Raw genomic sequence first — 19,155 nt, 5'->3', positions numbered from 1 at the left:
CGCCTAGCCCTCGATCCGGCTGAGCAGCGAGACGAGCTGCTCGCGCTCGGCCGGCGACAAGGTGCGTAGCAAAGCGTCCTCGTTGACGCGGATGCGCTCCAGCCCCTGCTCAACCAGCACTTCGCCCGCCGGCGTCAGCGCCAGCGCAAAGGCGCGGCGGTCGACTTCCGACACGCGCCGCTCGATCAGTCCGCGATCGACGAGTTCGTTGACCAGGCTCACCATGTTCGCGCGCTGGATGCTCAGCGCCTCGCCCGCCGCGCCTTGGCGGATGCCCGGATTGTCGTGGACGACGGTCAGGATGCCGAACAGCACCTGACGCATGCCGAGCGGTCCGACGCTCTCGCTGAACCCCGCGGCAAAGCGCGAGGAGGCGCGGCGCAGGTGATAGCCGACGAAGCTGTCGAGCAGCGTCAGTTGGGTCACGCCGCCCGCATCATGGTCGCCGCCGTTGCTCATGCCGTCATTCCGCCGTGTCGGTCGCATTCGCCGGCACGGCCGGTTCGCCCTCGGACGGCGTGTCCGGCGCCAGCGGCTGCGCGGCGGCTCCGTTGGCCGCGGCATCGATCGCGGTCAGGTTGTCGCCGGCATAGATGGGCTCGTCATTCGAGGTCAGCGCTTCGTCCGCCGCATTACCGTCCGCGGCGCCCTGGTCGGCGCCGCCGCATCCCGCGAGCACGGCCGCCGCCAACAACGGCGCAAGCAGGCGTGTGCGGATCATGCGGCTCTCCCCCAAATCTCTGGTGGGCGGTGACGGGCTCGAACCGCCGACATCCTCCGTGTAAAGGAGGCGCTCTACCAACTGAGCTAACCGCCCCAGAACCCGCTGGTTAGGCGAGCGTCGGCGACCGGGCAAGACCCGTCAGAACGAACCCGGCACCTCGCGCTGCGACGGCGTGGGCCGGTCGGGCGAGACGAGGCGGCGCTGCCCCGCCGCCGGCGTGCGCTCGGCACTCGCGGACAGGGCTGCGACGCCCGGCCCGATCGGCGTGCAGCTGCGTCCGGCCAGGAAGTCGAGCGCCGCGGCCGTCGACGCCTCGGCCGGGTCGCCGAGCGGGCGGGTCGGATCGTCGATCGCCTGGCAGCTCGCCCGCACGGTGGAGGCGAGACCGCTATAATAGTCGCCCTGATTGTCGCGGTTGCGCACGGAGAAGGCGACGACGCGCAGGCGATCGTCGCACTCGCTCTTGTCGAGCGCGATCTGGCCGACCGGCTTGCCAAAGGTGTTGGTGCCGATCAGCGCGACGTCGGCGCCCAGATACGGGATCATCGCGTTGATGACGAGTTCGCTGGCTGACGCGGTTCCGCCCGTGCCGATAAACGCGATCCGCCGCGGCGTCACCGTCTCGGCCAGCTGGTTGAAGTAGCGCGTCTCGTTTTCGCCGCTCTTTTCCGGGCGGAAGGTCACGCGGCTCTGTACATCGGACGTTGCCCGCCCGCCGCCGATTAGGTCGCCCAGCACCCCCGCGACCGAGATCAGCCCGCCGCCATTGTAGCGAAGGTCGATGATGAGATCGCGAACGCCCTGCGCCTTGAATTGCGCGAACGCCGAGCGGAGTGCGGGGCTCGCCGGATCGATGAAGGTGCGCAGGTTGACATAGCCGACCTTGCCTGCGGCAGTATCGAGTACGCGGACGCCGGTGCGCGAGGAGACCGGGGCGATGTCATACTCGCGCTTGGTCAGCGTCACGACCCGCGTGCCGCTGGCGTCCTGCACGCGCAGCACGCGGGTGACGCCAACGTCGGACGGCCCCAGCGCCGCGTTGATGCCGCCGGTCCCCTCCGCGGCAATAATGTCGGAGACGCTGCGCAGGTTCGCGGTCGTCGTGCCGATCGCGAGCAGCTCGGTCCCGCGATCCAGCCCCGCCTCCAGCGCCGGCGCGTTCTCGAACGCTTCGAGGATGCCCGCGCGCCGGTCGCCCTGGTTCGCGCCGATCCGGAAGCCGAACCCCGCGCTCGCGCCCGAACTGTAGAAGGCGTTCTCCTCCGCGATCGAGGTGACATAGGTGAAGTAGCGGTCCCGCCCCTGCCCCCGCACGGTCGCGGTCAGCGCATCGACCCAGTCGTCCAGGTTGGTGACGCTCGCCGGATCGGGCGATGCGGGCAGCGTTTCGGGAAACAGATACCATTCGCGCATCTGCGCGAGCACCCAGTCCTGCCGCGAGCGCAGCGAACAGGCGCCGGTGACGGGCGGGCTGGCGGTCGGCGTCGGGGTGGGTGTCGGCTGGGGCACCACGACCGTCGCCCCGGTGCCGTTGCTCCCGCCGCCCCCGCAGGCCGAGAGCATTGCAAGAATCGCCAGCGCGGCCCCGGGTCGCGCAAAGATACGGTTACGCATGGCACGCAGCATGCCTGCGAAAAATGCCGCTGTCAGCGGGCTTTGTTCGGCCCGTACGTTCCGGTTCGTGCTAAGCTTGTCGAAGGACGTGTCAGAAGCGGTGCCCCCAGATCACGTGCTTCGACAGGCCCAGCACGAACGGCGATGTTGGTCCGTTCGTGCTGGTCCGGCCTTGTTGCCGCTCAGATATGCAAAGCCTTGCCGTACGCGCTCAGCACGCTCTCGTGCATCATCTCGGACAGCGTGGGGTGCGGGAAGACGGTCTGCATCAGCTCGACCTCGGTCGTCTCGAGCTGCTTGCCGACGGTATAGCCCTGGATCAGCTCGGTCACTTCGGCGCCGACCATGTGCGCGCCCAAGAGCTCGCCGGTCTTGGCGTCGAACACCGTCTTGATGAAGCCTTCCGCCTCACCCAGCGCGATCGCCTTTCCGTTGCCGATGAAGGGGAAGTTGCCGACCTTCACCGAGTAGCCGGCCTCTTTGGCCTTCGCCTCGGTCAAGCCGACCGACGCCACTTGCGGGTGGCAATAGGTGCAGCCGGGGATGTTCCGCACGTCCATCGCATGCGGATGCACATCCTTGTTGCCGAGCGCCTGCGCGATCGACTCCGCCGCGATCACGCCCTCGTGGCTCGCCTTGTGCGCCAGCCACGGCGGCGCGGTGATGTCACCGATCGCCCAGAGGCCGTCGACATTGGTGCGGCACATCGGGTCGGTGACGAGGAAGCCGCGATCATTGACCTCGACCTTCAGCGCCTCGAGCCCCAAATTCTCGGTGTTGGGGACGATGCCGATCGCGGTGATGACGTGGCTGAACGTCTCCGAGGTCTCCTTGCCGGCCTTGTCCTTCAGCTTGACCGACACGCCGCCCTCGCCGACCTTGATGTCGCTGACGCCCGCCTTGGTGAGGATGCGCATGCCCTGCTTGGTCAGCGACTTTTCAAGGAAGGTCGAGACGTCCGCATCCTCGACGGGGACGATGCGATCCATCATCTCGACGACCGTCGTTTCGGCACCCATGTCGTTATAGAAGCTCGCGAACTCGATCCCGATCGCGCCCGATCCGATGACGAGCAGCTTGGTCGGCATCTCCGCCGGCGTCATCGCGTGGCGATAGGTCCAGATCCGCTTGCCGTCGGCGGGCGTGCCGGGCAGGTCGCGGGCCCGCGCACCGGTCGCCAGGATGATGTGCTTCGCGCTGAGCTCGGTCGCCTTGCCGTCCTTGTCGGTTACGGAAAGCTTGCCCTTCCCGGTCAGCTTGCCCTCGCCCATGTGCACGGCGATCTTGTTCTTCTTCATCAGGTGCGTGACGCCCTGATTGAGCTGCTTGGCGACGCCGCGCGACCGCTTGACCACGGCGTCCAGGTCGGCGCTGATCTTCTCGGCAGCCAAGCCGTAATTCTTGGCATGCTGCATATAGTGAAAGATCTCGGCCGAGCGCAGCAGCGCCTTGGTCGGGATGCAGCCCCAGTTGAGGCAGATCCCGCCCAGATTCTCACGCTCGACGATCGCGGTCTTGAGCCCCAGCTGCGCCGCGCGGATCGCCGCGACATAGCCGCCAGGCCCCGAACCGAGCACGATGAGGTCGTAGGTGTCAGCCATTTAGTGCTCCATCAAACCCCTCTCCCCTTGAGGGAGAGGGAGGGGCCCGCCGCGCAGCGGTGGGAGGGTGAGGGGTGGCGAGGACACGCGCGATCTCCGCCGCCACGCCATCGAGATTGCTGGTGATTTCGTTGTTCCAGAAGCGGATGACGCGGTAACCTGCGGCGTTCAGCCAGGCGGTGCGGTCCGCATCGGCTCCGGCGCTGTGCTGGCCGCCATCGACTTCGACGACCAGGCGGTGCGACTGGCAGACGAAGTCGACGATATAGGGGCCGATCGGCTGCTGGCGACGGAACTTGGCCCCGGTGATCTGTGCACCGCGAAGGATCGACCAGAAGCGGCGCTCGGCGTCGGTCATGTCGCGGCGGAGGCGCTTTGCGTGCGCGAGGGTCGACGCATCGTAACCACGCCCCCTCACCCTCCCACCCGGCTGCGCCGGGCGGGCCCCTCCCTCTCCCTCAAGGGGAGAGGGGGAAGAAGGCATTTCACCCCTCACCGATCACCCGCGGCCGCTTTGCCTCATCCACCGCGACGAACACGAACCGCGCCTGGGTGACGCGGCACTGTTCCTCCTGGTGGCGGTCGCGGCGCCAGGCTTCGACGGCGATGGTCATCGACGTGCGACCGACTTTCACGATGTCGCAGAACACCGACACCTCGTCGCCGACCGCGACGGGGGCGTGGAACTGCATGCCGTCCATCGCGACGGTGACCGCCCGCCCCTTGGAGAAGCGCGCGGCGACCAGGCCCGCGGCCATGTCCATCTGGCTCATCAGCCAGCCGCCGAAGATGTCGCCATAGGCATTGGCGTCGGCGGGCATCGTCGTGACGCGCAGCGCCGGCGCCTTGTCGGGCGGTAGCTCACTCATGCGCATTTCCCCTTGCCGCGCGCAGCACCGGCCGGATGCCGAGCAGCACGACGACCCCGATCGAGACATAGGTGACGAGCCAGATATTGGCCTTGCCCACCGGATAGGCCCAGGCCGCGGCGCCCCCGATCAGCAGCGCCGCCAGCACCCCGGCGACGACGTGCAGGACCTCGATCAGGACGCGCAGGATCGGCATGGGCCGTCCCCCTCACCTCAGGCGATCATGCCCAGCGGGCTTTCGACCAGCTCCTTGAACAGCTTCATCAGCTGCGCGCCGTCCGCGCCGTCGATCGCGCGGTGGTCGAAGCTGCCCGTTGCCGACATCACCGTGGCGACGCCCAGCGCGTCGTCGACGATATAGGGACGCTTCTCGCCCGCGCCGATCGCCAGGATCATGCCCTGGGGCGGGTTGATGACCGCCTCGAACTGCTTGATCCCGAACATGCCCATGTTCGACAGGCTGGCGGTGCCGCCCTGATACTGCTCGGGCTTGAGCTTGTTGTCCTTGGCCAGCGCGCCCAGTTCCTTCATCTCGGTCGAGATTTTCGACAGCGCCTTGTTGGCGGCATCGCGGACGATCGGGGTGATGAGGCCGGTCGGCGTCGAGACCGCGACCGACACGTCGGCGCGATGATAGCTGACGAGTTCGTTGCCCAGGAAGGTGACGTTGCACTTGGGCGTCGCCTCCAGCGCCACGCCCAGCGCCTTGATGAGCATGTCGTTGACCGACAGCTTCACGCCGCGGCTCTCCAGCCCCTTGTTGAGCTCGCCGCGCAGCTTGAGCAGCGCATCGAGGCGGATGTCGAGCGTCAGATAGATGTGCGGGATCGTCTGCTTCGCCTCGGTCAGGCGGCGCGCGATCGTCTTGCGGATGTTCGAGAGCTTCGAAACCTCGTGCGGGATCGATTCGTCGTACCAGACCGCCTTGGTCTCGGGCGTCGGCGCGGCACCGGTCGAGGGGACGGCGGCGTCGGCCTTGGCCGCAGGCGCAGCTTCTGCCTTCGGCGCGACGGCGCCAGACTTGGCGCCCTCCAGGTCGGCCTTGACGATGCGGCCGTTGGGGCCGCTGCCGGTCACGCCGGACAGGTCGACCCCCTGCTCGGCGGCAAGGCGGCGGGCAAGCGGGCTCGCCTTCACGCGGCCGCTATCGTCGCTCTTGGCGGCGGGGGCCGGCGCGGGCGTCGGCACAGGGGCGCTTTCCGACTTTGCCTGCTTGGGCTCTTCCTTGGGCGCTTCGGCCTTGGAGGGGTCCTGCGTCGCGTCGGCCTTGGGCGCCTCGACCGAAGACGCGTCCTCGCCCTCTTCGGCGAGAATGGCGATGACGGTGCCGACCTTCACGCCGTCGGTGCCTTCGGCGACGGTGATCTTGGCGATCGTGCCTTCGTCCACGGCCTCGAATTCCATCGTCGCCTTGTCGGTCTCGATCTCGGCCATGATGTCGCCGGCCTTGACGACGTCACCTTCCTTGACGAGCCACTTGGCGAGGGTGCCCTCCTCCATCGTCGGCGAGAGTGCGGGCATCTTGAGTTCGATCGACATCGAGGGGATCCTGCCTTTTCCCTAGGGTTGCCGCCTCTTCGCCATCCGGCCGCGCGGGGTCAAGGGCAAGGGGCACGCATACGTATCTGTACGGCTCATCTTGCGCCCGAACGCGCGGGCGTCCACCTCTGGTTCAGACGGGGAGAGGATTGGCCGGCATGCGCACCTATCTGGTGGTGATCGACGAAAGTCCGGAGGCGGAGATCGCGATGCGCTTCGCCGCGCGGCGCGCAGTCAAGACGGGCGGATCGGTCGAGATCCTGGCGCTCGTCCCCTCGACGGAGTTCGTCCAGTGGGGCGGCGTGATGGCGACGATGGAGGAGGAAGCACGCCTCCATGCAGAGGCGCTGGTCGCGGGTGCGGCGGGTACGCTTCTGTCCGAATCGGGACTGAAGCCTTCGATCACCGTGCGCCAGGGCGACGGCCCCAAGATCGTGCGCGAGATGATCGCCGCCAATCCGGAGATCGCCGCACTCGTGCTGGGCGCGGCGGCGAGCGGCGCGCCAGGGCCGCTGGTCAGCCACTTTGCGGGCACCGATGCGGGCGCGCTGCCGGTACCGGTGATGATCATCCCCGGCAGCCTGGATCGTGACGGGATTGATCGCCTTAGTTGACAGGCAGGCGGCGGGGCGTCCCTATCGCACGATGCGCCACACACCCCTGATCTTCGCCGTGCCCGTCCTGATCGCGGCCGTCCCCGCCGCCGCGCAGGAGGCGCCGTCGCCGCAGCGGATGCGCGCCGACGTCGCCAAGATGGTGAGCTTCGGCACGCGCCATTCGGCTTCCACGACCACCGACCCCAAGCGCGGCATCGGCGCCGCGCGCAACTGGGTGGAGGCCGAGTTCAAGGCGATCGGCAAGGCGTGCGGCGGGTGCATCACCACCGAGCGGCTGGCGCGCAGCTTCACCGGCCCGCGCGCGCCGAACGGGGTCGAGATCGTCGACGTGCTCGGCATTCAGAAAGGCACTGAGCCCGGGCGCGTCGTCATCGTCATGGGCCATCTCGACAGCCGCAACTCCGACGTGATGGACGCCAGCGGCGAGGCGCCGGGCGCGAACGACGACGCCTCGGGCGTGGCGCTCGCGATCGAGGCGGCGCGCATCCTTTCGAAGAGCAAGCATCGCGCGACGATCATCTATGCCGCGCTGTCGGGTGAGGAGCAGGGCCTGTGGGGCGCGACCCTGCTTGCCGAGACCGCGAAGGCGCGCGGCTGGACGGTCGATGCGGTGCTCAACAACGACATCGTCGGCAACACCGTCGGCCAGGACGGCCGCCGCGTCACCGACCGCGTCCGCGTCTTTTCCGAAGGCATCCGCCAGGTCGAGACGATCGAGGAGGCCAAGAAGCGGCGCGGCGACGGCGGCGAGGACGACGGCCCCAGCCGCGCGCTCGCCAAGGCGATCGACGCGGTCGCCAAGGGGATGCCCGGCGCACTCGACGTGTTTGCGGTCCGCCGCCCCGACCGCTTCGGCCGCGGCGGCGACCATGAGGCGTTCCTGCGCCTCGGCTACCCGGCGGTCCGCTTCACCGTGGGGGTCGAGAATTACGACCAGCAGCACCAGAACCTGCGCACCGAGAATGGCCGCATCTATGGCGACACCATCGACAAGATGGACTTCGACTATGCTGCCAAGGTGACGGCGATCAACGTCGCGGTGCTGCGCCGGCTGGCCGACGCGCCCTCTGCCCCGACGGGGGTGAGCGTCGATGGCGCGCTGGGGGTCGATTCGGTGCTGAAATGGGCGGCGGTGCCGGGCGCGACGGGGTATCGCATCCACTGGCGCCGCAACGATGGCCAGGACTGGACCGACCATGCCGATGTCGGCGCAGACGCGACGGCGTTCACGGCGAAGGGGGTAATCGTCGACGACAACTTCTTCGGCGTCTCGGCACTGGCGGGTGGTGCGGAGAGCATCGTGACGTTTGCTGGCAGGGCGGCGCCCGCTCGCTAAATCTCGTCACCCCGGACTTGATCCGGGGTCCCGCTGCCTCTCGACGGTCAGAGAAAAAGCGGGATCCCGGATCAAGTCCGGGATGACGAAGGAAGAGAAGCGCTCCAGCCTTCGCGGGAGCACATGGCCTTACTCCGCGGCTTCGGCCTGCTCCTCGACGAACTCCGCTTCTGCCAGGAACCGCTCGGCATCGAGCGCGGCCATGCAGCCGGTGCCCGCCGCGGTCACCGCCTGGCGATAGACCTTGTCCATCACGTCGCCGCACGCGAACACGCCAGGGACGCTGGTGCGCGTCGATCCCGTCTCCACCGCGATATAGCCGTCCTCGTCGAGCGCGAGGTGCCCGCGGAACAGCTCGGTCGCGGGATGGTGGCCGATCGCGACGAAGCCGCCGTCGACGTCCAGCGTCGACAGCTCGCCCGTCACCGTGTCGCGCAGTTCCAGCGCGACCAGCCCCGCGGTGCCGCCGCCGTCGACGAATCGCTCGACCTCCTTGTTCCAGAGGACCGAGATCCGCTCGTTGGCGTGCAGCCGCGCCTGCAGGATCTTCTCGGCGCGCAGGCTATTGCGGCGGTGGATCAGCGTCACGTCGGGCGAATGGTTGGTGAGGTACAGCGCCTCCTCGACCGCGGTGTTGCCGCCGCCGATCACCGCCACCTTCTTGCCGCGATAGAAGAAGCCGTCGCAGGTCGCGCACGCGCTGACGCCCTTGCCCTTCAGCGACTCCTCGCTGTCGAGGCCCAGCCACTTGGCCTGTGCGCCCGTCGCGATCACCAGCACCTCGCCCTCATAGACGTCGCCGCCGTCGCCGATCAGGCGGAACGGGCGGCGGGTCAGGTCGACCTCGACGATGGTGTCGTACATCATCCGGGTACCGACATGCTCGGCCTGCGCCTGCATCTCGCCCATCAGCCAGGGGCCCTGCACGACCTCGCGAAAGCCGGGGTAATTCTCGACATCGGTGGTCGTCATCAGCTGACCGCCCGGCTGGATGCCCTGGACCACGATCGGCTCCATCCCCGCCCGCGCGCCATAGATCGCCGCCGAGAGCCCGGCGGGACCGGACCCTAGGATCAGCATGCGGGTCGAATGAGTCGTCATCGAAGGTACTTTCGTCGAGAAATCGGGATGCCCCGGCCTTACGATCCGGGGCGGTTTGCTGCAACATGGGGTCGCCGGACCGCCCGGACAAAGGAGTTTGGTTTGTGACCCTGATGCCGATCGTTTGCCTTCTCCTCGCGGCCGTCCAGACCGTGCCCGCCCCCGCGCCAGCGCCGACCCCGACCGTCGAGCCGCGGACAGAGCGGGTCGCGATCGACACCGACAAGGGCCGCTTCGTCGTCGCGGTGGAGACCGAGCGCGCGCCGATCACCGCCGCCAACTTCCTGAAATATGTCGATGAAAAGCGGCTGGACGGCATCACCTTCTACCGGACGGTCAAGGCGGGCGATAAGTTCGGCTTCGTCCAGTTCGGCGTCCAGAACGCGCCGGCGCGCGCGCTCCCGCCGATCAAGCACGAGCCGACGACGCAGACCGGCGTCAAACATGTCGACGGGGCGATCAGCGTCGCGCGGTTCGAGCCGGGCAGCGCACGCGGCGACTTCACGATCAGCGTCGGCGACCAGCCCAGCCTGGACGCCGATCCGTCGAAGCCGGGCGACAATCTCGGCTATGCCGCGTTCGGCCGCGTGGTCGAGGGGATGGACGTGATCTACACGATCCTCGACGCCCCGACGCAGCCCGGTGGCCACTTCCCGGGCCAGATGATCGCGGCGCCGATCAAGGTACTGAAAGCGACAAGACTCAAGTAAAGAGTTTACAGATTAACAAGGCTGAGGCCATGATCCGGCGACCGGAACACGTCAAAAAAGCACAGCAGCCATCGTGATGCTGAATGGCGGCGATTAGGCAGAGGGCACGCCAACGAAGCGAGACGTGCCATGACCTACCACCAAGCCGTTACCGATGCCGCCCGCACCATAGCCGCCGCCGGCGCGCCCTGGGCCGCGATCGAGCCCGAGGGCGTGGCGAGGATGCGCGCGCAGAACCGCTTCGCCACCGGCCTCGACATCGCGCGCTATACCGCCGGGATCATGCGCGCCGACATGGCCGCCTATGACGCCGACCCGGCCGCCTACACCCAGTCGCTCGGCTGCTGGCACGGGTTCATCGGTCAGCAGAAGCTGATCGCCATCAAGAAGCATTTCGGCACCACCAAGCGCCGTTACCTCTATCTCTCCGGCTGGATGATCGCGGCACTGCGCAGCGACTTCGGCCCGCTGCCCGACCAATCGATGCACGAGAAGACGAGCGTCCCCGCGCTGATCGAGGAGCTCTACACCTTCCTGCGCCAGGCCGATGCGCGCGAGCTCGGCGGCCTTTTCCGCGACCTCGACAAGGCGCGAGAGGCTGGGAACGAGGTCGAGGAAAAGCGCATCCTCAACGCGATCGACCATCACGAGACGCACATCGTGCCGATCATCGCCGACATCGATGCGGGCTTCGGCAATGCGGAGGCGACCTACCTCCTCGCCAAGAAGATGATCGAGGCGGGCGCCTGCGCGCTCCAGATCGAGAACCAGGTCTCGGACGAGAAGCAGTGCGGCCACCAGGACGGCAAGGTGACCGTGCCGCACGAGGACTTCCTCCAGAAGATCCGCGCGATCCGCTATGCCTTTCTCGAGCTCGGCGTCGATGACGGCATCATCGTCGCGCGCACCGACTCGCTGGGCGCGGGCCTCACCAAGCAGATCGCCTACTCGAAAGAGCCCGGCGACCTGGGCGACCAGTATAACCGCTTCCTCGATTGCGAGCCGGTCGATGCCGGGAGCCTGAATGGCGACGTCGTCATCAACCGCGACGGCCAGTTGATGCGGCCCAAGCGGCTGCCGTCGAACCTCTACCAGTTCCGCACCGGCACGGGTGAGGATCGCTGCGTCCTCGACTGCATCACCAGCCTCCAGAACGGCGCCGACCTGCTCTGGATCGAAACGGAGAAGCCGCACATCGAGCAGATCGCTGGCATGGTCGACCGCATCCGCGCCGTCGTGCCGGGCGCAAAGCTCGTCTACAACAATTCGCCCAGCTTCAACTGGACGCTCAACTTCCGCCAGCAGGTGTTCGACGCCTGGACCAAGGACGGGCGCGACGTCTCGGCCTATGACCGCGCGAAGCTGATGAGCGTCGATTATGACGGCAGCGAGCTGGCGGCGGAGGCCGACGAGCGCATCCGCACCTTCCAGCGCGATGCCGCGGCGCGGGCGGGCATCTTCCACCACCTTATCACGCTGCCGACCTATCACACCGCGGCGCTGTCGACCGACAATCTCGCGCGCGAATATTTCGGCGAGGCGGGGATGCTCGGCTACGTCAGGAACGTCCAGCGGCAGGAGATCCGCCAGGGCATCGCCTGTGTCCGCCACCAGAACATGGCCGGCTCCGACATCGGCGACGACCACAAGGACTATTTCGCGGGCGAGGCGGCGCTGAAGGCCGGCGGCACGCACAACACGATGAACCAGTTCGCGGCCTGACCGACTTCCTGGGGAGGAAGGCAGCCCGTCCCGTGCCAAACGGGGCGGGCTGTTTCGCGCGCTTGCCAGCCGCAGCCGGCAGCGTCACCGTGGCGGCATGACCCCCTGCCCAGCCACGCCGTCCTGACGTGGCGACCGTCGACATCCGCGGCCTGACCAAGCGTTTCGGCACCACCACGGTGCTGGAGCCCACCGACCTGTCGATCGCCGATGGTGAGTTCGCGGTGATCGTGGGGCCGTCGGGGTGCGGCAAGTCGACGCTGCTCAGGATGATCGCCGGGCTGGAGACGCCGAGCGCGGGCCGCGTGCTGATCGGCGGCGAGGATGTGACCGACGCCGCCCCCGCCGATCGCGGCTTGGCGATGGTATTCCAGTCCTATGCGCTCTACCCGCACCTGACCGTCGCGGAGAACATCGCCTTCCCCCTCAAGGTCGCGCGCCGGCCCCGCGCCGAGGTGCGCGACCGGGTGGCCGCGGTCGCCGAGACGCTGGAGCTCACCCCCCTTCTCGACCGCCGCCCTGCCGCGCTGTCGGGCGGGCAGCGCCAGCGGGTCTCGATTGCCCGCGCGATCGTGCGCGAGCCGCGCGTGCTGCTGCTCGACGAGCCGCTGTCGAACCTCGATGCGGAGCTGCGCGTGCGCATGCGGCACGAGTTCGCGCGGCTGCACGGACGGCTGGGCGCAACGATGATCTATGTGACTCACGACCAGCTCGAGGCGATGACGCTCGCCAATCGCATCGTCGTAATGGGCGCGGGCCGCGTCGAGCAGGTCGGCGCGCCGCTCGACCTCTATGCCCGGCCCGCCAGCCTGGCGGTGGCGCGGGCGATCGGGGCGCCGGGGATCAACCTCCTCCCCGCGACGATCGACGCGGTCGATGGCAGCGGGATCGTCCTGCGGCTGTCCGACGGGCAGATGCTGCGCAGCATTGCGCGAGCCGAAGGCGGGTCGGTAGGGGCGCCGGTGACGATCGGAATCCGCCCCGAGCATCTGGAGCCCGACAGCGACGGGCCCTTCGTCGGCGCGGTCGAATTGTTCGAGCGGCTCGGCCCGCTCTCCTTCGCGCATCTCGGCGCGGGGGACGGCGGGTCGCTTGTCGCACAGCTTCCCGGCGACCGCGCGGTCACGCTGGGCGAAAGGCTCCGCTTCGGCGCGCAACCGTTCCGCGTCCAGGTGTTCGACGCCGCAGGCGACGCCCTCCCCCGCTAACCCTTGACGCTGCCGCCCAGCAGCCCGCCGATGTAGAAGCGCTGGAGCGGCAGGAAGATGAGCAGCACCGGCAGCGTCGTCACCACCGACGCCGCCATCATCAGCTCGCCGTCCGCCGCATGCTCGCGCATGATCGCCGCGACCGCGACGGGCAGCGTATAGCGAGTCTGATCCGACAGGATGATGAGCGGCCAGAGGAAGTCGTTCCAGCTTCCCAGGAAAATGAACAGCGCCAGCGTGACCGTGATCGGCGCGATCAGCGGCAGGACGATGGAGACGAAGATCCGCCCCTCCCCCGCCCCGTCGATCCGCGCGGCGTCGAGCATCTCGTCGGGGATCGCCAGCACCGCCTGGCGCACGAACAGCACCGCGAACACGCCGGCCAGGCCGGGCAGGATGACGCCGGCGTAGCTGTTCACCAGCCCCAGTTCCTTGAACATCAGGAACAAGGGCAGCATCGCCACCTGCCCCGGCACCACCAACGCCGCGATCAATAGCTTGAGCAGCCGCTCGCGCCCGGTGAAGCGCAGCTTGGCGAAGGCATAGCCCGCGGGCACCGTCAGGATGAGCCCGAGCAAGGTCGCGAGCGCGGCGATGCCCAGGCTGTTGATGAGCGCCGGCACGATCCGATAGTCGAACCACGCCCCGTCGATCGCGCGGCGGACCAGCAGCTCGTAATAATTCTCCCAGCTCCACCGCTCGGGCCAGAAGGGCGGCGGCGCGTGGGAGGAGGCGCCGCGCGGCATGAACGACACCGTCACCATCCAGACGAGCGGCAGCAGCACGACTCCGGTAAGCGCCGCCGCCGCGCCGTTGACCGCCACCGCGCGGATCGTGCGCCGCTTCACAGCCATTGATACCGTCGCCCGACCCGCGTCTGGATCGCGGTCACGCCCAAGATCAGGACGAACAGGATCAGCGCGGTCGCCGATGCCTGACCCAGGTTCCACCAGCGGAACCCCTCGTCGAACATGAAGTAGAGGACGGTGACGGTGCTTTGTGCCGGCCCGCCCATCGTCATCACATAGGGTTCGGCGAACAGCTGGAGGAAGCCCGCGACGCTCATCACCGCGGCGAGCAGCAGCGTCGGCCCGATCGCCGGCAGCGTGACGTGGCGGAACCGCCCCCATCGCGACGCGCCGTCCAGCCGCGCCGCCTCCATCAGCTCGCCCGGCACGGCGGACAGCGCGGCGGTGAAGACGATCATGTTGTAGCCGAAGATCTTCCACGTGACGAACAGCAGGATCGCCGGGATCGACGCGCGCGGATCGCCCAGCCAGTCGACCGGCGGGATACCCACCATCCCCAGCGCATGGTTGATGATCCCGAACCGCGTGTTGAGCAGGAACCGCCACACGATCGCGGTCGCGACGACGCTGGTGACATAGGGCGCGAACAAGGCGACGCGCCACACCGGCTTCCACCGGACCGCCGCGTCGTTGAGCAGCAGCGCCGCGAACAGCGACGCACCGATCGCCATCGGCACGCCCAAGAGCGCGAACAGCGCGGTGTTGGCGAGCGCTCGCCAGAACAACGGCGTCCGGAACAGCTCGGCGAAATTGTCGAGCCCGACGAAGCGAAGATTGCCGCCGTCCGCCAGCGCATAGATACTGTAGTCGGTGAGCCCCAGCACTAGCGCCAGCGCGACCGGCAGCACCAGCATCGCCGCGATCGCCGCGAGGACGGGGCCGGCGAAGACCCAGGCGGCGCGTTCCTGCCGCGTCATGCGATCCGCCCCGCCTCGACCAGCGCGCGGCGCTTGGCGAGGATGCGGTCGATCCGCGTGTCGATCGTCGTCAGCGCCTCGGCCACCGTCAGCTGCCCGCGCACCATCCGCTCGGCGACGAGCTGGACTTCGTTCTGGATGCGCTCCCACTCGACGACCTTGGGTGCGATCGCGGGTGCCTGCATCTGCTGGGCAAAGGGCTGGAGCAGCGGCGTCGCCATCTGTGGATCGGCCCAGGCGCTGGCGCGGGCGGGCAGATTGCCGATCAGCCGCTGGACGCGCAGCTCCGCGGGGGCGGAGGTCAGGTGGCGGACCAGCGCCCACGCCTCGGCTGGCCGCGGGGTAGCGGCGGCGACGCACAGGCTGTTGGCGACCATCGTCGCCGGCCCCGGCCCCATCGGTCCCGGCAATCGCGACAGGCCCCAGCGCTCGCGCGGCAGCTCGGCCTCCCGGCGGTGGAGATCGAGGAGCAAAGTCGGCCAGCTCGGCCAGATCGCGTAGCGTCCCTCGGCAAAGGCGGCGAAGGGATCCTGCACCTCGGTCGAGAGCGCGCGGGGCGCCATCCCCTCCTCGAACAGCGAGGCATAGAAGGCGAACGCTTCGGCCGCCTCCGGGGAGCGGAAATTGCCGCGCGTGTCGCGGTCGCGCAGCAGCACCGTGCCCGTCTGATAGAGCATCGAGAACAGCGTGTCGGGCCAGTTGAGCAGCGCGAGGATGACATACTCGTCCGGTCGCCGCGCCTTGAGCGCGCGCGCCATTGCCCGCCAGTTCGCCCAGTCTTCCGGCGGCGTCGCAAGCCCGATCTCGCCCAGGATGTCGCGCCGGAAATACTGGACCTGCGGCGCCGCCGACCACGGCACGGCAAAGTCGCGCGATCCCACCCGCGCAATCTCCAGCGAGGCGGGCATCATGTCCTCGATGAGCGTGGGCGACGGCACCGGCGCCACCGCGCCGACCATCGCGAACTCGCCCACCCAGCCCGACGGCAGCATGAACACGTCGGGCAGCACCCCGCCCGCGAACGCGGTCAGGAACTTCTCGTGCGCGGCGGTGCCGGGCAGCGACTGAACCTCGACCTCGATCCCGGTTGCGCGGGTGAAGTCGGGCATCAACAGCGGCGAGTAATCGCCCTCATAACCCGTCGCCCAGAAACGAAGCGGCCCGCCCGACCGCCGCCCGCCGCACCCGCCGAGTGCCAGCGCGGCCCCGCCGCCAAGCAGCGCACGCCGGTTCAGGGCGATCAAATCGGGCGTCCGAACAGGTCCATAAGACCAGGGTGGCAGGTCGCACATCGACGCGCCATAGCGATGTACGGAAACGTGCCGGAAACATTCCGTTCCCGGCACGTTCCTGACTTCGGCCCGACCTGCGCAACGCATGGCGGCCGCAAAGGGGAACCATCAGATGGCGTTCGGCACTTCAACGCGCGGCGGACTACTCGCCGGCGCAGCACTGCTCCTGTGGGCGCCCGCCGCCTTCGCCCAGGAAACGCCGCCCTCGCCCGAAACCACGCCGGCCGCGCCCGCCGCCGACGACATCGTCGTCACCGGATCGCGCATCGCCCGTCCCGATTATGCCGCACCCAATCCAATCGTCTCGCTCGACGCCGCGACGCTCGAGCGGTCGGGCAACACCAACGTCACCACCTTCCTCCAGCGCGTGCCGGCGCTCACCAACTCGCTCGACAGCACGCGGACCGCCGGACGCAATCAGGCGGACGGCAGCTTCGGTCAGGTCGGACTCAATCTTCTCGACCTGCGCGGGCTTGGCACCGCGCGCACGCTCGTTCTCGTCAACGGACGGCGGCATGTCGCCGCGCAGCCGGACACGGCGGCGGTCGACATCAACGCCATCCCCGTCGACCTGATCGACCGGGTCGACGTGCTGACTGGCGGCGCGTCGGCGATCTATGGCGCGGACGGCGTCTCGGGTGTCGTCAACTTCATCCTCAAGCGCGACTTCGACGGGATCGCCGCGCGCGGCCAGGTGGGCATCTCGGAGCGCGGCGACGCCGGCAACCGCTTCGCATCGATCGTCGCGGGCCGCAACTTCGCCGGCGGCAAAGCCAATCTGACGGTCGCTTACGAGTTCAACGAGGACGATCCCCTCTCGAACGACGACCGCGATTATCTGGCGCTGGCGCAGCGGCAGTTCTTCGTCAACGCCAACGACTTCGATCCGGCGCGGCCCGGTAGCTATCAGAAGGTGCCGGTGCGCGACCTTCGCTACCCCTATGGCTCGAACCAGGGCTACATCGTCATCGGCGACCGCGTGTTCCGCGGCGACGGCGCGCTCTATACGCCGGGCGCGCTGCTGGTGAACGACGGCTACTCGGTCGGCGGCGACGACACGCCGGTCGCGGGCTATATCGGCGACATCCTGCCCGCGACGCGCCGCCACGCGGTCAACATCCTCTCCCGCTACGAGGCGTCGGACGCGTTCCAGATCAACCTGGAGGGCAAGTTCGTCGAGACGACGGTGACGAGCTTCAGCGGCTTCGGCGGCAATTATCCGGCGACGATCGCGCTCGACAATCCGTTCATCCCCGCCTCGATCCTTCAGGCGGCGCAGGCCGAGGGCCTCACCTCGATCGACGTCAGCCGCAACAATTTCGACATCCCCCGCCGCGGCGAGACCGATCGCCGCCGCACCTGGCGCGGCGTCGCCAGCGTGACCGGCCGGCTGTCGGATCACGCACGCTACGACGTCAGCTATACTTATGGCCAGACCGACGTGCGGGCGATCAAACGCAACGATCGCCTGGCCGACCGCTTCACCGCCGCCCTCGATGCGGTGCGCGATCCGGCCACGGGCCGTGCGGTCTGTCGCTCGACCGCCGCGCGGGCGGACGGCTGCGTGCCGGTCAACCTGTTCGGCGGCACCACCGTCGATCCGGCTTCCTATGCCTATTACCTCAGCGATCCGGCGAGCGATGCGCGCATCACCCAGTCGGTCGCCAACGCCACGCTGACCGGCGATTTCGGCGCCTTTTTCGCGCTGCCCGGCGGCCCCGTGCAGTTCGCGGTCGGCGGCGAGTACCGGCGCGAGACCAGCCGCTTCCGGCCGGCGCAGGCGCTCGTCGACAATCGCTTCTACCAGTATGACGAGTACATCATCCCGACGCCGTCCGACGGTTCGTTCGACGTCAGCGAGGCGTTCGGCGAGTTGAACGTACCGCTGCTCGCCGACGCGCCGTTCGCGTCGATCTTGTCGTTCGGCGCGGCGGGCCGCATCTCGGACTATTCGACGATCGGGACGGCGCGCGCCTATCAGTTCAACGGCATCTGGGCGCCGGTCAGGGACATCAGCTTCCGCGCCTCCTATGGCCGGTCGGTCCGCGCGCCCAACATCGGCGAGATCTTTCAGCCGCGCACCGGCACCAGCAACTTCTTCTCCGACCCGTGCTACCTCGGCAATCGGGGTAATGGGACCGAGTTCCGCGCCGCCAATTGCCAGGCGCTCATCAGCTCACTGGGCGGCAACAACGCCGCCTTCACCGCCGCCAACAACCCCAATGCGACGATCTTCATCCCCGGCACCCAATCGGGCAATCCGGATCTGAGGGCTGAGACGGCGACGACCTGGACCGCGGGCGTGGTGCTGCGTCCGCGCTTCGTCCCCGGCCTGTCGATCGCGGTCGACTGGTACGACATCGACCTTCGCGACGCGATCAACACGCCCGATGCGAACGTCGTGGCCGAGCTGTGCGTCGACCAGCCCGACCTCGACAACGCGTTCTGTCGGTCGATCAGCCGTCAGCGCGGCACGGGGTTCATCGACGGCTATACCGTCCAGCCGCAGAACGTCGCCGCGTTCCGCACCCGCGGGCTGGAGTTCAACGCCGCCTATGCGTTCGAGGCGGGGGCGATGGGCCGCTTCGACCTGCGCCTGATCGGCGGCTATCTCGACCGGCTGGAGCGGATCGCGACGCCGGGCGCAGCGATCGAGAACCAGGTCGACACGATCTTCCGCCCGCAGTGGAACGCCGCCTTCTCGCCCACCTGGACGATGGATGCGGTGACGCTGAGCTACAATCTGCGCTGGCAGAACGGCGTCCGACGCTTCACGCGGCAGGAGACCGACGGCGCGGCGAGCTATGTCGATCCGCGCTACTTCCGCTACAAGGATCTGTGGCAGCACGACGTGCGCGTCGAGGTCGCGGTCGAGCCGAACTTCGCGCTCTATGGCGGCGTCAACAACCTGGCCGACCAGAAGCCCGACATCGGCTTCGAGACCAACGTGCCGATCTCGCCGATCGGGCGCTTCTTCTACATGGGCGCGAAGGTGAATCTCGACCGGCGGTAATCCTTGCACCCCGGCGAAGGCCGGGGTTCAGGTGGGAGACGTTCGTCACCGGGCGCAGCGCTCATTTCGGAAGCCTACCAACT

At 68.3% G+C, this 19,155-nt stretch carries 18 protein-coding genes and 1 tRNA gene; 6 read left to right on the top strand and 13 right to left on the bottom strand.

Translation table 11 applies throughout. The features are described 5' to 3' along the window. Window positions 1-3 precede the first annotated feature (3 nt). The 9 genes from RS883_RS07545 to RS883_RS07505 all read right to left on the bottom strand — a co-directional run bounded on the left by RS883_RS07545 (window position 4) and on the right by RS883_RS07505 (window position 6,347). Window positions 4-459, bottom strand: a complete 456-nt coding sequence (locus RS883_RS07545; RefSeq protein ID WP_315764435.1) for a MarR family winged helix-turn-helix transcriptional regulator — start codon at window positions 457-459, stop codon at window positions 4-6. A 4-nt stretch (window positions 460-463) separates the two neighbouring features. Beyond that, on the bottom strand, window positions 464-721 hold the full coding sequence (locus RS883_RS07540; protein ID WP_315764432.1) for a hypothetical protein: 258 nt from the start codon (window positions 719-721) through the stop codon (window positions 464-466). 20 nt (window positions 722-741) lie between these two features. Beyond that, window positions 742-817, bottom strand: a tRNA-Val gene (locus tag RS883_RS07535). Between the two features lie 45 nt (window positions 818-862). Beyond that, window positions 863-2,287 carry a S41 family peptidase gene (locus RS883_RS07530; protein WP_315764429.1) on the bottom strand — a complete coding sequence of 475 codons (1,425 nt, stop codon included), beginning with the start codon at window positions 2,285-2,287 and terminating at the stop codon, window positions 863-865. Between the two features lie 233 nt (window positions 2,288-2,520). Then, complete coding sequence (gene lpdA, locus RS883_RS07525) at window positions 2,521-3,939, bottom strand: dihydrolipoyl dehydrogenase (RefSeq protein WP_315764425.1); 1,419 nt, start codon at window positions 3,937-3,939, stop codon at window positions 2,521-2,523. Continuing rightward, window positions 3,932-4,297, bottom strand: coding sequence for an endonuclease domain-containing protein (locus RS883_RS07520; protein ID WP_315764422.1), 366 nt, complete (start codon window positions 4,295-4,297; stop codon window positions 3,932-3,934). Before RS883_RS07520 ends, lpdA begins: the two co-directional genes overlap by 8 nt. Window positions 4,298-4,424: 127 nt before the next feature. Next, window positions 4,425-4,808 (bottom strand): acyl-CoA thioesterase, encoded by a 384-nt coding sequence (locus RS883_RS07515; RefSeq protein WP_315764418.1) that lies wholly within the window; start codon window positions 4,806-4,808, stop codon window positions 4,425-4,427. Further along, the gene (locus RS883_RS07510) at window positions 4,801-5,004 is read right to left on the bottom strand and encodes a hypothetical protein (protein WP_315764414.1); all 204 of its coding nucleotides are present in this window, start codon (window positions 5,002-5,004) and stop codon (window positions 4,801-4,803) included. The genes RS883_RS07515 and RS883_RS07510 overlap by 8 nt, the downstream gene beginning before the upstream one ends. Window positions 5,005-5,021: 17 nt before the next feature. Beyond that, window positions 5,022-6,347, bottom strand: a complete 1,326-nt coding sequence (locus tag RS883_RS07505; protein WP_315764411.1) for a pyruvate dehydrogenase complex dihydrolipoamide acetyltransferase — start codon at window positions 6,345-6,347, stop codon at window positions 5,022-5,024. Between the two features lie 158 nt (window positions 6,348-6,505). On the opposite strand from RS883_RS07505, the gene RS883_RS07500 reads away from it, so the two are divergent. Then, a complete protein-coding gene (locus RS883_RS07500; RefSeq protein WP_315764408.1) occupies window positions 6,506-6,961 on the top strand; it encodes a universal stress protein in 456 nt (151 codons plus the stop codon). 31 nt (window positions 6,962-6,992) lie between these two features. Continuing rightward, a complete protein-coding gene (locus tag RS883_RS07495; protein WP_315764405.1) occupies window positions 6,993-8,300 on the top strand; it encodes a M28 family metallopeptidase in 1,308 nt (435 codons plus the stop codon). 129 nt (window positions 8,301-8,429) lie between these two features. Here the strand turns inward: RS883_RS07495 and trxB are convergent, their stop codons facing one another. Beyond that, window positions 8,430-9,401 (bottom strand): thioredoxin-disulfide reductase, encoded by a 972-nt coding sequence (trxB, locus tag RS883_RS07490; RefSeq protein ID WP_315764402.1) that lies wholly within the window; start codon window positions 9,399-9,401, stop codon window positions 8,430-8,432. Window positions 9,402-9,514: 113 nt separating this feature from the next. Here trxB and RS883_RS07485 point away from each other — a divergent pair, with 113 nt between their 5' ends. From RS883_RS07485 to RS883_RS07475, 3 genes are all read left to right on the top strand, one after another. After that, window positions 9,515-10,111: a peptidylprolyl isomerase gene (locus RS883_RS07485; RefSeq protein WP_315764399.1), complete on the top strand. Its 597-nt coding sequence runs from the start codon at window positions 9,515-9,517 to the stop codon at window positions 10,109-10,111. 129 nt (window positions 10,112-10,240) lie between these two features. Beyond that, window positions 10,241-11,833: an isocitrate lyase gene (locus tag RS883_RS07480; RefSeq protein ID WP_315764396.1), complete on the top strand. Its 1,593-nt coding sequence runs from the start codon at window positions 10,241-10,243 to the stop codon at window positions 11,831-11,833. A 128-nt stretch (window positions 11,834-11,961) separates the two neighbouring features. Continuing rightward, window positions 11,962-13,041, top strand: coding sequence for an ABC transporter ATP-binding protein (locus tag RS883_RS07475; RefSeq protein WP_315764393.1), 1,080 nt, complete (start codon window positions 11,962-11,964; stop codon window positions 13,039-13,041). On the opposite strand, the gene RS883_RS07470 is transcribed toward RS883_RS07475, so the two are convergent. The 3 genes from RS883_RS07470 to RS883_RS07460 are packed head-to-tail and all read right to left on the bottom strand — an operon-like array spanning window position 13,038 to window position 16,011. Continuing rightward, on the bottom strand, window positions 13,038-13,895 hold the full coding sequence (locus tag RS883_RS07470; protein ID WP_315764391.1) for a carbohydrate ABC transporter permease: 858 nt from the start codon (window positions 13,893-13,895) through the stop codon (window positions 13,038-13,040). The genes RS883_RS07475 and RS883_RS07470 overlap by 4 nt on opposite strands. After that, entirely contained in the window at window positions 13,886-14,767 is an 882-nt protein-coding gene (locus tag RS883_RS07465) for a sugar ABC transporter permease (RefSeq protein ID WP_315764389.1), read from the bottom strand. Before RS883_RS07465 ends, RS883_RS07470 begins: the two co-directional genes overlap by 10 nt. Next, entirely contained in the window at window positions 14,764-16,011 is a 1,248-nt protein-coding gene (locus RS883_RS07460; protein WP_315764387.1) for an extracellular solute-binding protein, read from the bottom strand. Before RS883_RS07460 ends, RS883_RS07465 begins: the two co-directional genes overlap by 4 nt. Before the next feature lie 160 nt (window positions 16,012-16,171). On the opposite strand from RS883_RS07460, the gene RS883_RS07455 reads away from it, so the two are divergent. Next, window positions 16,172-19,072 (top strand): TonB-dependent receptor plug domain-containing protein, encoded by a 2,901-nt coding sequence (locus tag RS883_RS07455; protein WP_315764385.1) that lies wholly within the window; start codon window positions 16,172-16,174, stop codon window positions 19,070-19,072. Window positions 19,073-19,155: the final 83 nt, after the last annotated feature.

It is taken from the genome of Sphingomonas sp. Y38-1Y (genome assembly GCF_032391395.1).
GTDB lineage: Bacteria > Pseudomonadota > Alphaproteobacteria > Sphingomonadales > Sphingomonadaceae > Sphingomonas.
Note: the sequence above shows the minus strand (reverse complement) of the source record. Positions and strands in the feature narration are given on the sequence as shown.

Bases quoted from the DNA above. Each gene is read 5' to 3' on its own strand.
- RS883_RS07545 (WP_315764435.1), bottom strand. From the start codon at position 459: ATGAGCAACGGCGGCGACCATGATGCGGGCGGCGTGACCCAACTGACG.
- RS883_RS07540 (WP_315764432.1), bottom strand. From the start codon at position 721: ATGATCCGCACACGCCTGCTTGCGCCGTTGTTGGCGGCGGCCGTGCTC.
- RS883_RS07530 (WP_315764429.1), bottom strand. From the start codon at position 2,287: ATGCTCTCGGCCTGCGGGGGCGGCGGGAGCAACGGCACCGGGGCGACG.
- lpdA (WP_315764425.1), bottom strand. From the start codon at position 3,939: ATGGCTGACACCTACGACCTCATCGTGCTCGGTTCGGGGCCTGGCGGC.
- RS883_RS07520 (WP_315764422.1), bottom strand. From the start codon at position 4,297: ATGACCGACGCCGAGCGCCGCTTCTGGTCGATCCTTCGCGGTGCACAG.
- RS883_RS07515 (WP_315764418.1), bottom strand. From the start codon at position 4,808: ATGAGTGAGCTACCGCCCGACAAGGCGCCGGCGCTGCGCGTCACGACG.
- RS883_RS07510 (WP_315764414.1), bottom strand. From the start codon at position 5,004: ATGCCGATCCTGCGCGTCCTGATCGAGGTCCTGCACGTCGTCGCCGGG.
- RS883_RS07505 (WP_315764411.1), bottom strand. From the start codon at position 6,347: ATGTCGATCGAACTCAAGATGCCCGCACTCTCGCCGACGATGGAGGAG.
- RS883_RS07500 (WP_315764408.1), top strand. From the start codon at position 6,506: ATGCGCACCTATCTGGTGGTGATCGACGAAAGTCCGGAGGCGGAGATC.
- RS883_RS07495 (WP_315764405.1), top strand. From the start codon at position 6,993: ATGCGCCACACACCCCTGATCTTCGCCGTGCCCGTCCTGATCGCGGCC.
- trxB (WP_315764402.1), bottom strand. From the start codon at position 9,401: ATGACGACTCATTCGACCCGCATGCTGATCCTAGGGTCCGGTCCCGCC.
- RS883_RS07485 (WP_315764399.1), top strand. From the start codon at position 9,515: ATGCCGATCGTTTGCCTTCTCCTCGCGGCCGTCCAGACCGTGCCCGCC.
- RS883_RS07480 (WP_315764396.1), top strand. From the start codon at position 10,241: ATGACCTACCACCAAGCCGTTACCGATGCCGCCCGCACCATAGCCGCC.
- RS883_RS07470 (WP_315764391.1), bottom strand. From the start codon at position 13,895: ATGGCTGTGAAGCGGCGCACGATCCGCGCGGTGGCGGTCAACGGCGCG.
- RS883_RS07465 (WP_315764389.1), bottom strand. From the start codon at position 14,767: ATGACGCGGCAGGAACGCGCCGCCTGGGTCTTCGCCGGCCCCGTCCTC.
- RS883_RS07455 (WP_315764385.1), top strand. From the start codon at position 16,172: ATGGCGTTCGGCACTTCAACGCGCGGCGGACTACTCGCCGGCGCAGCA.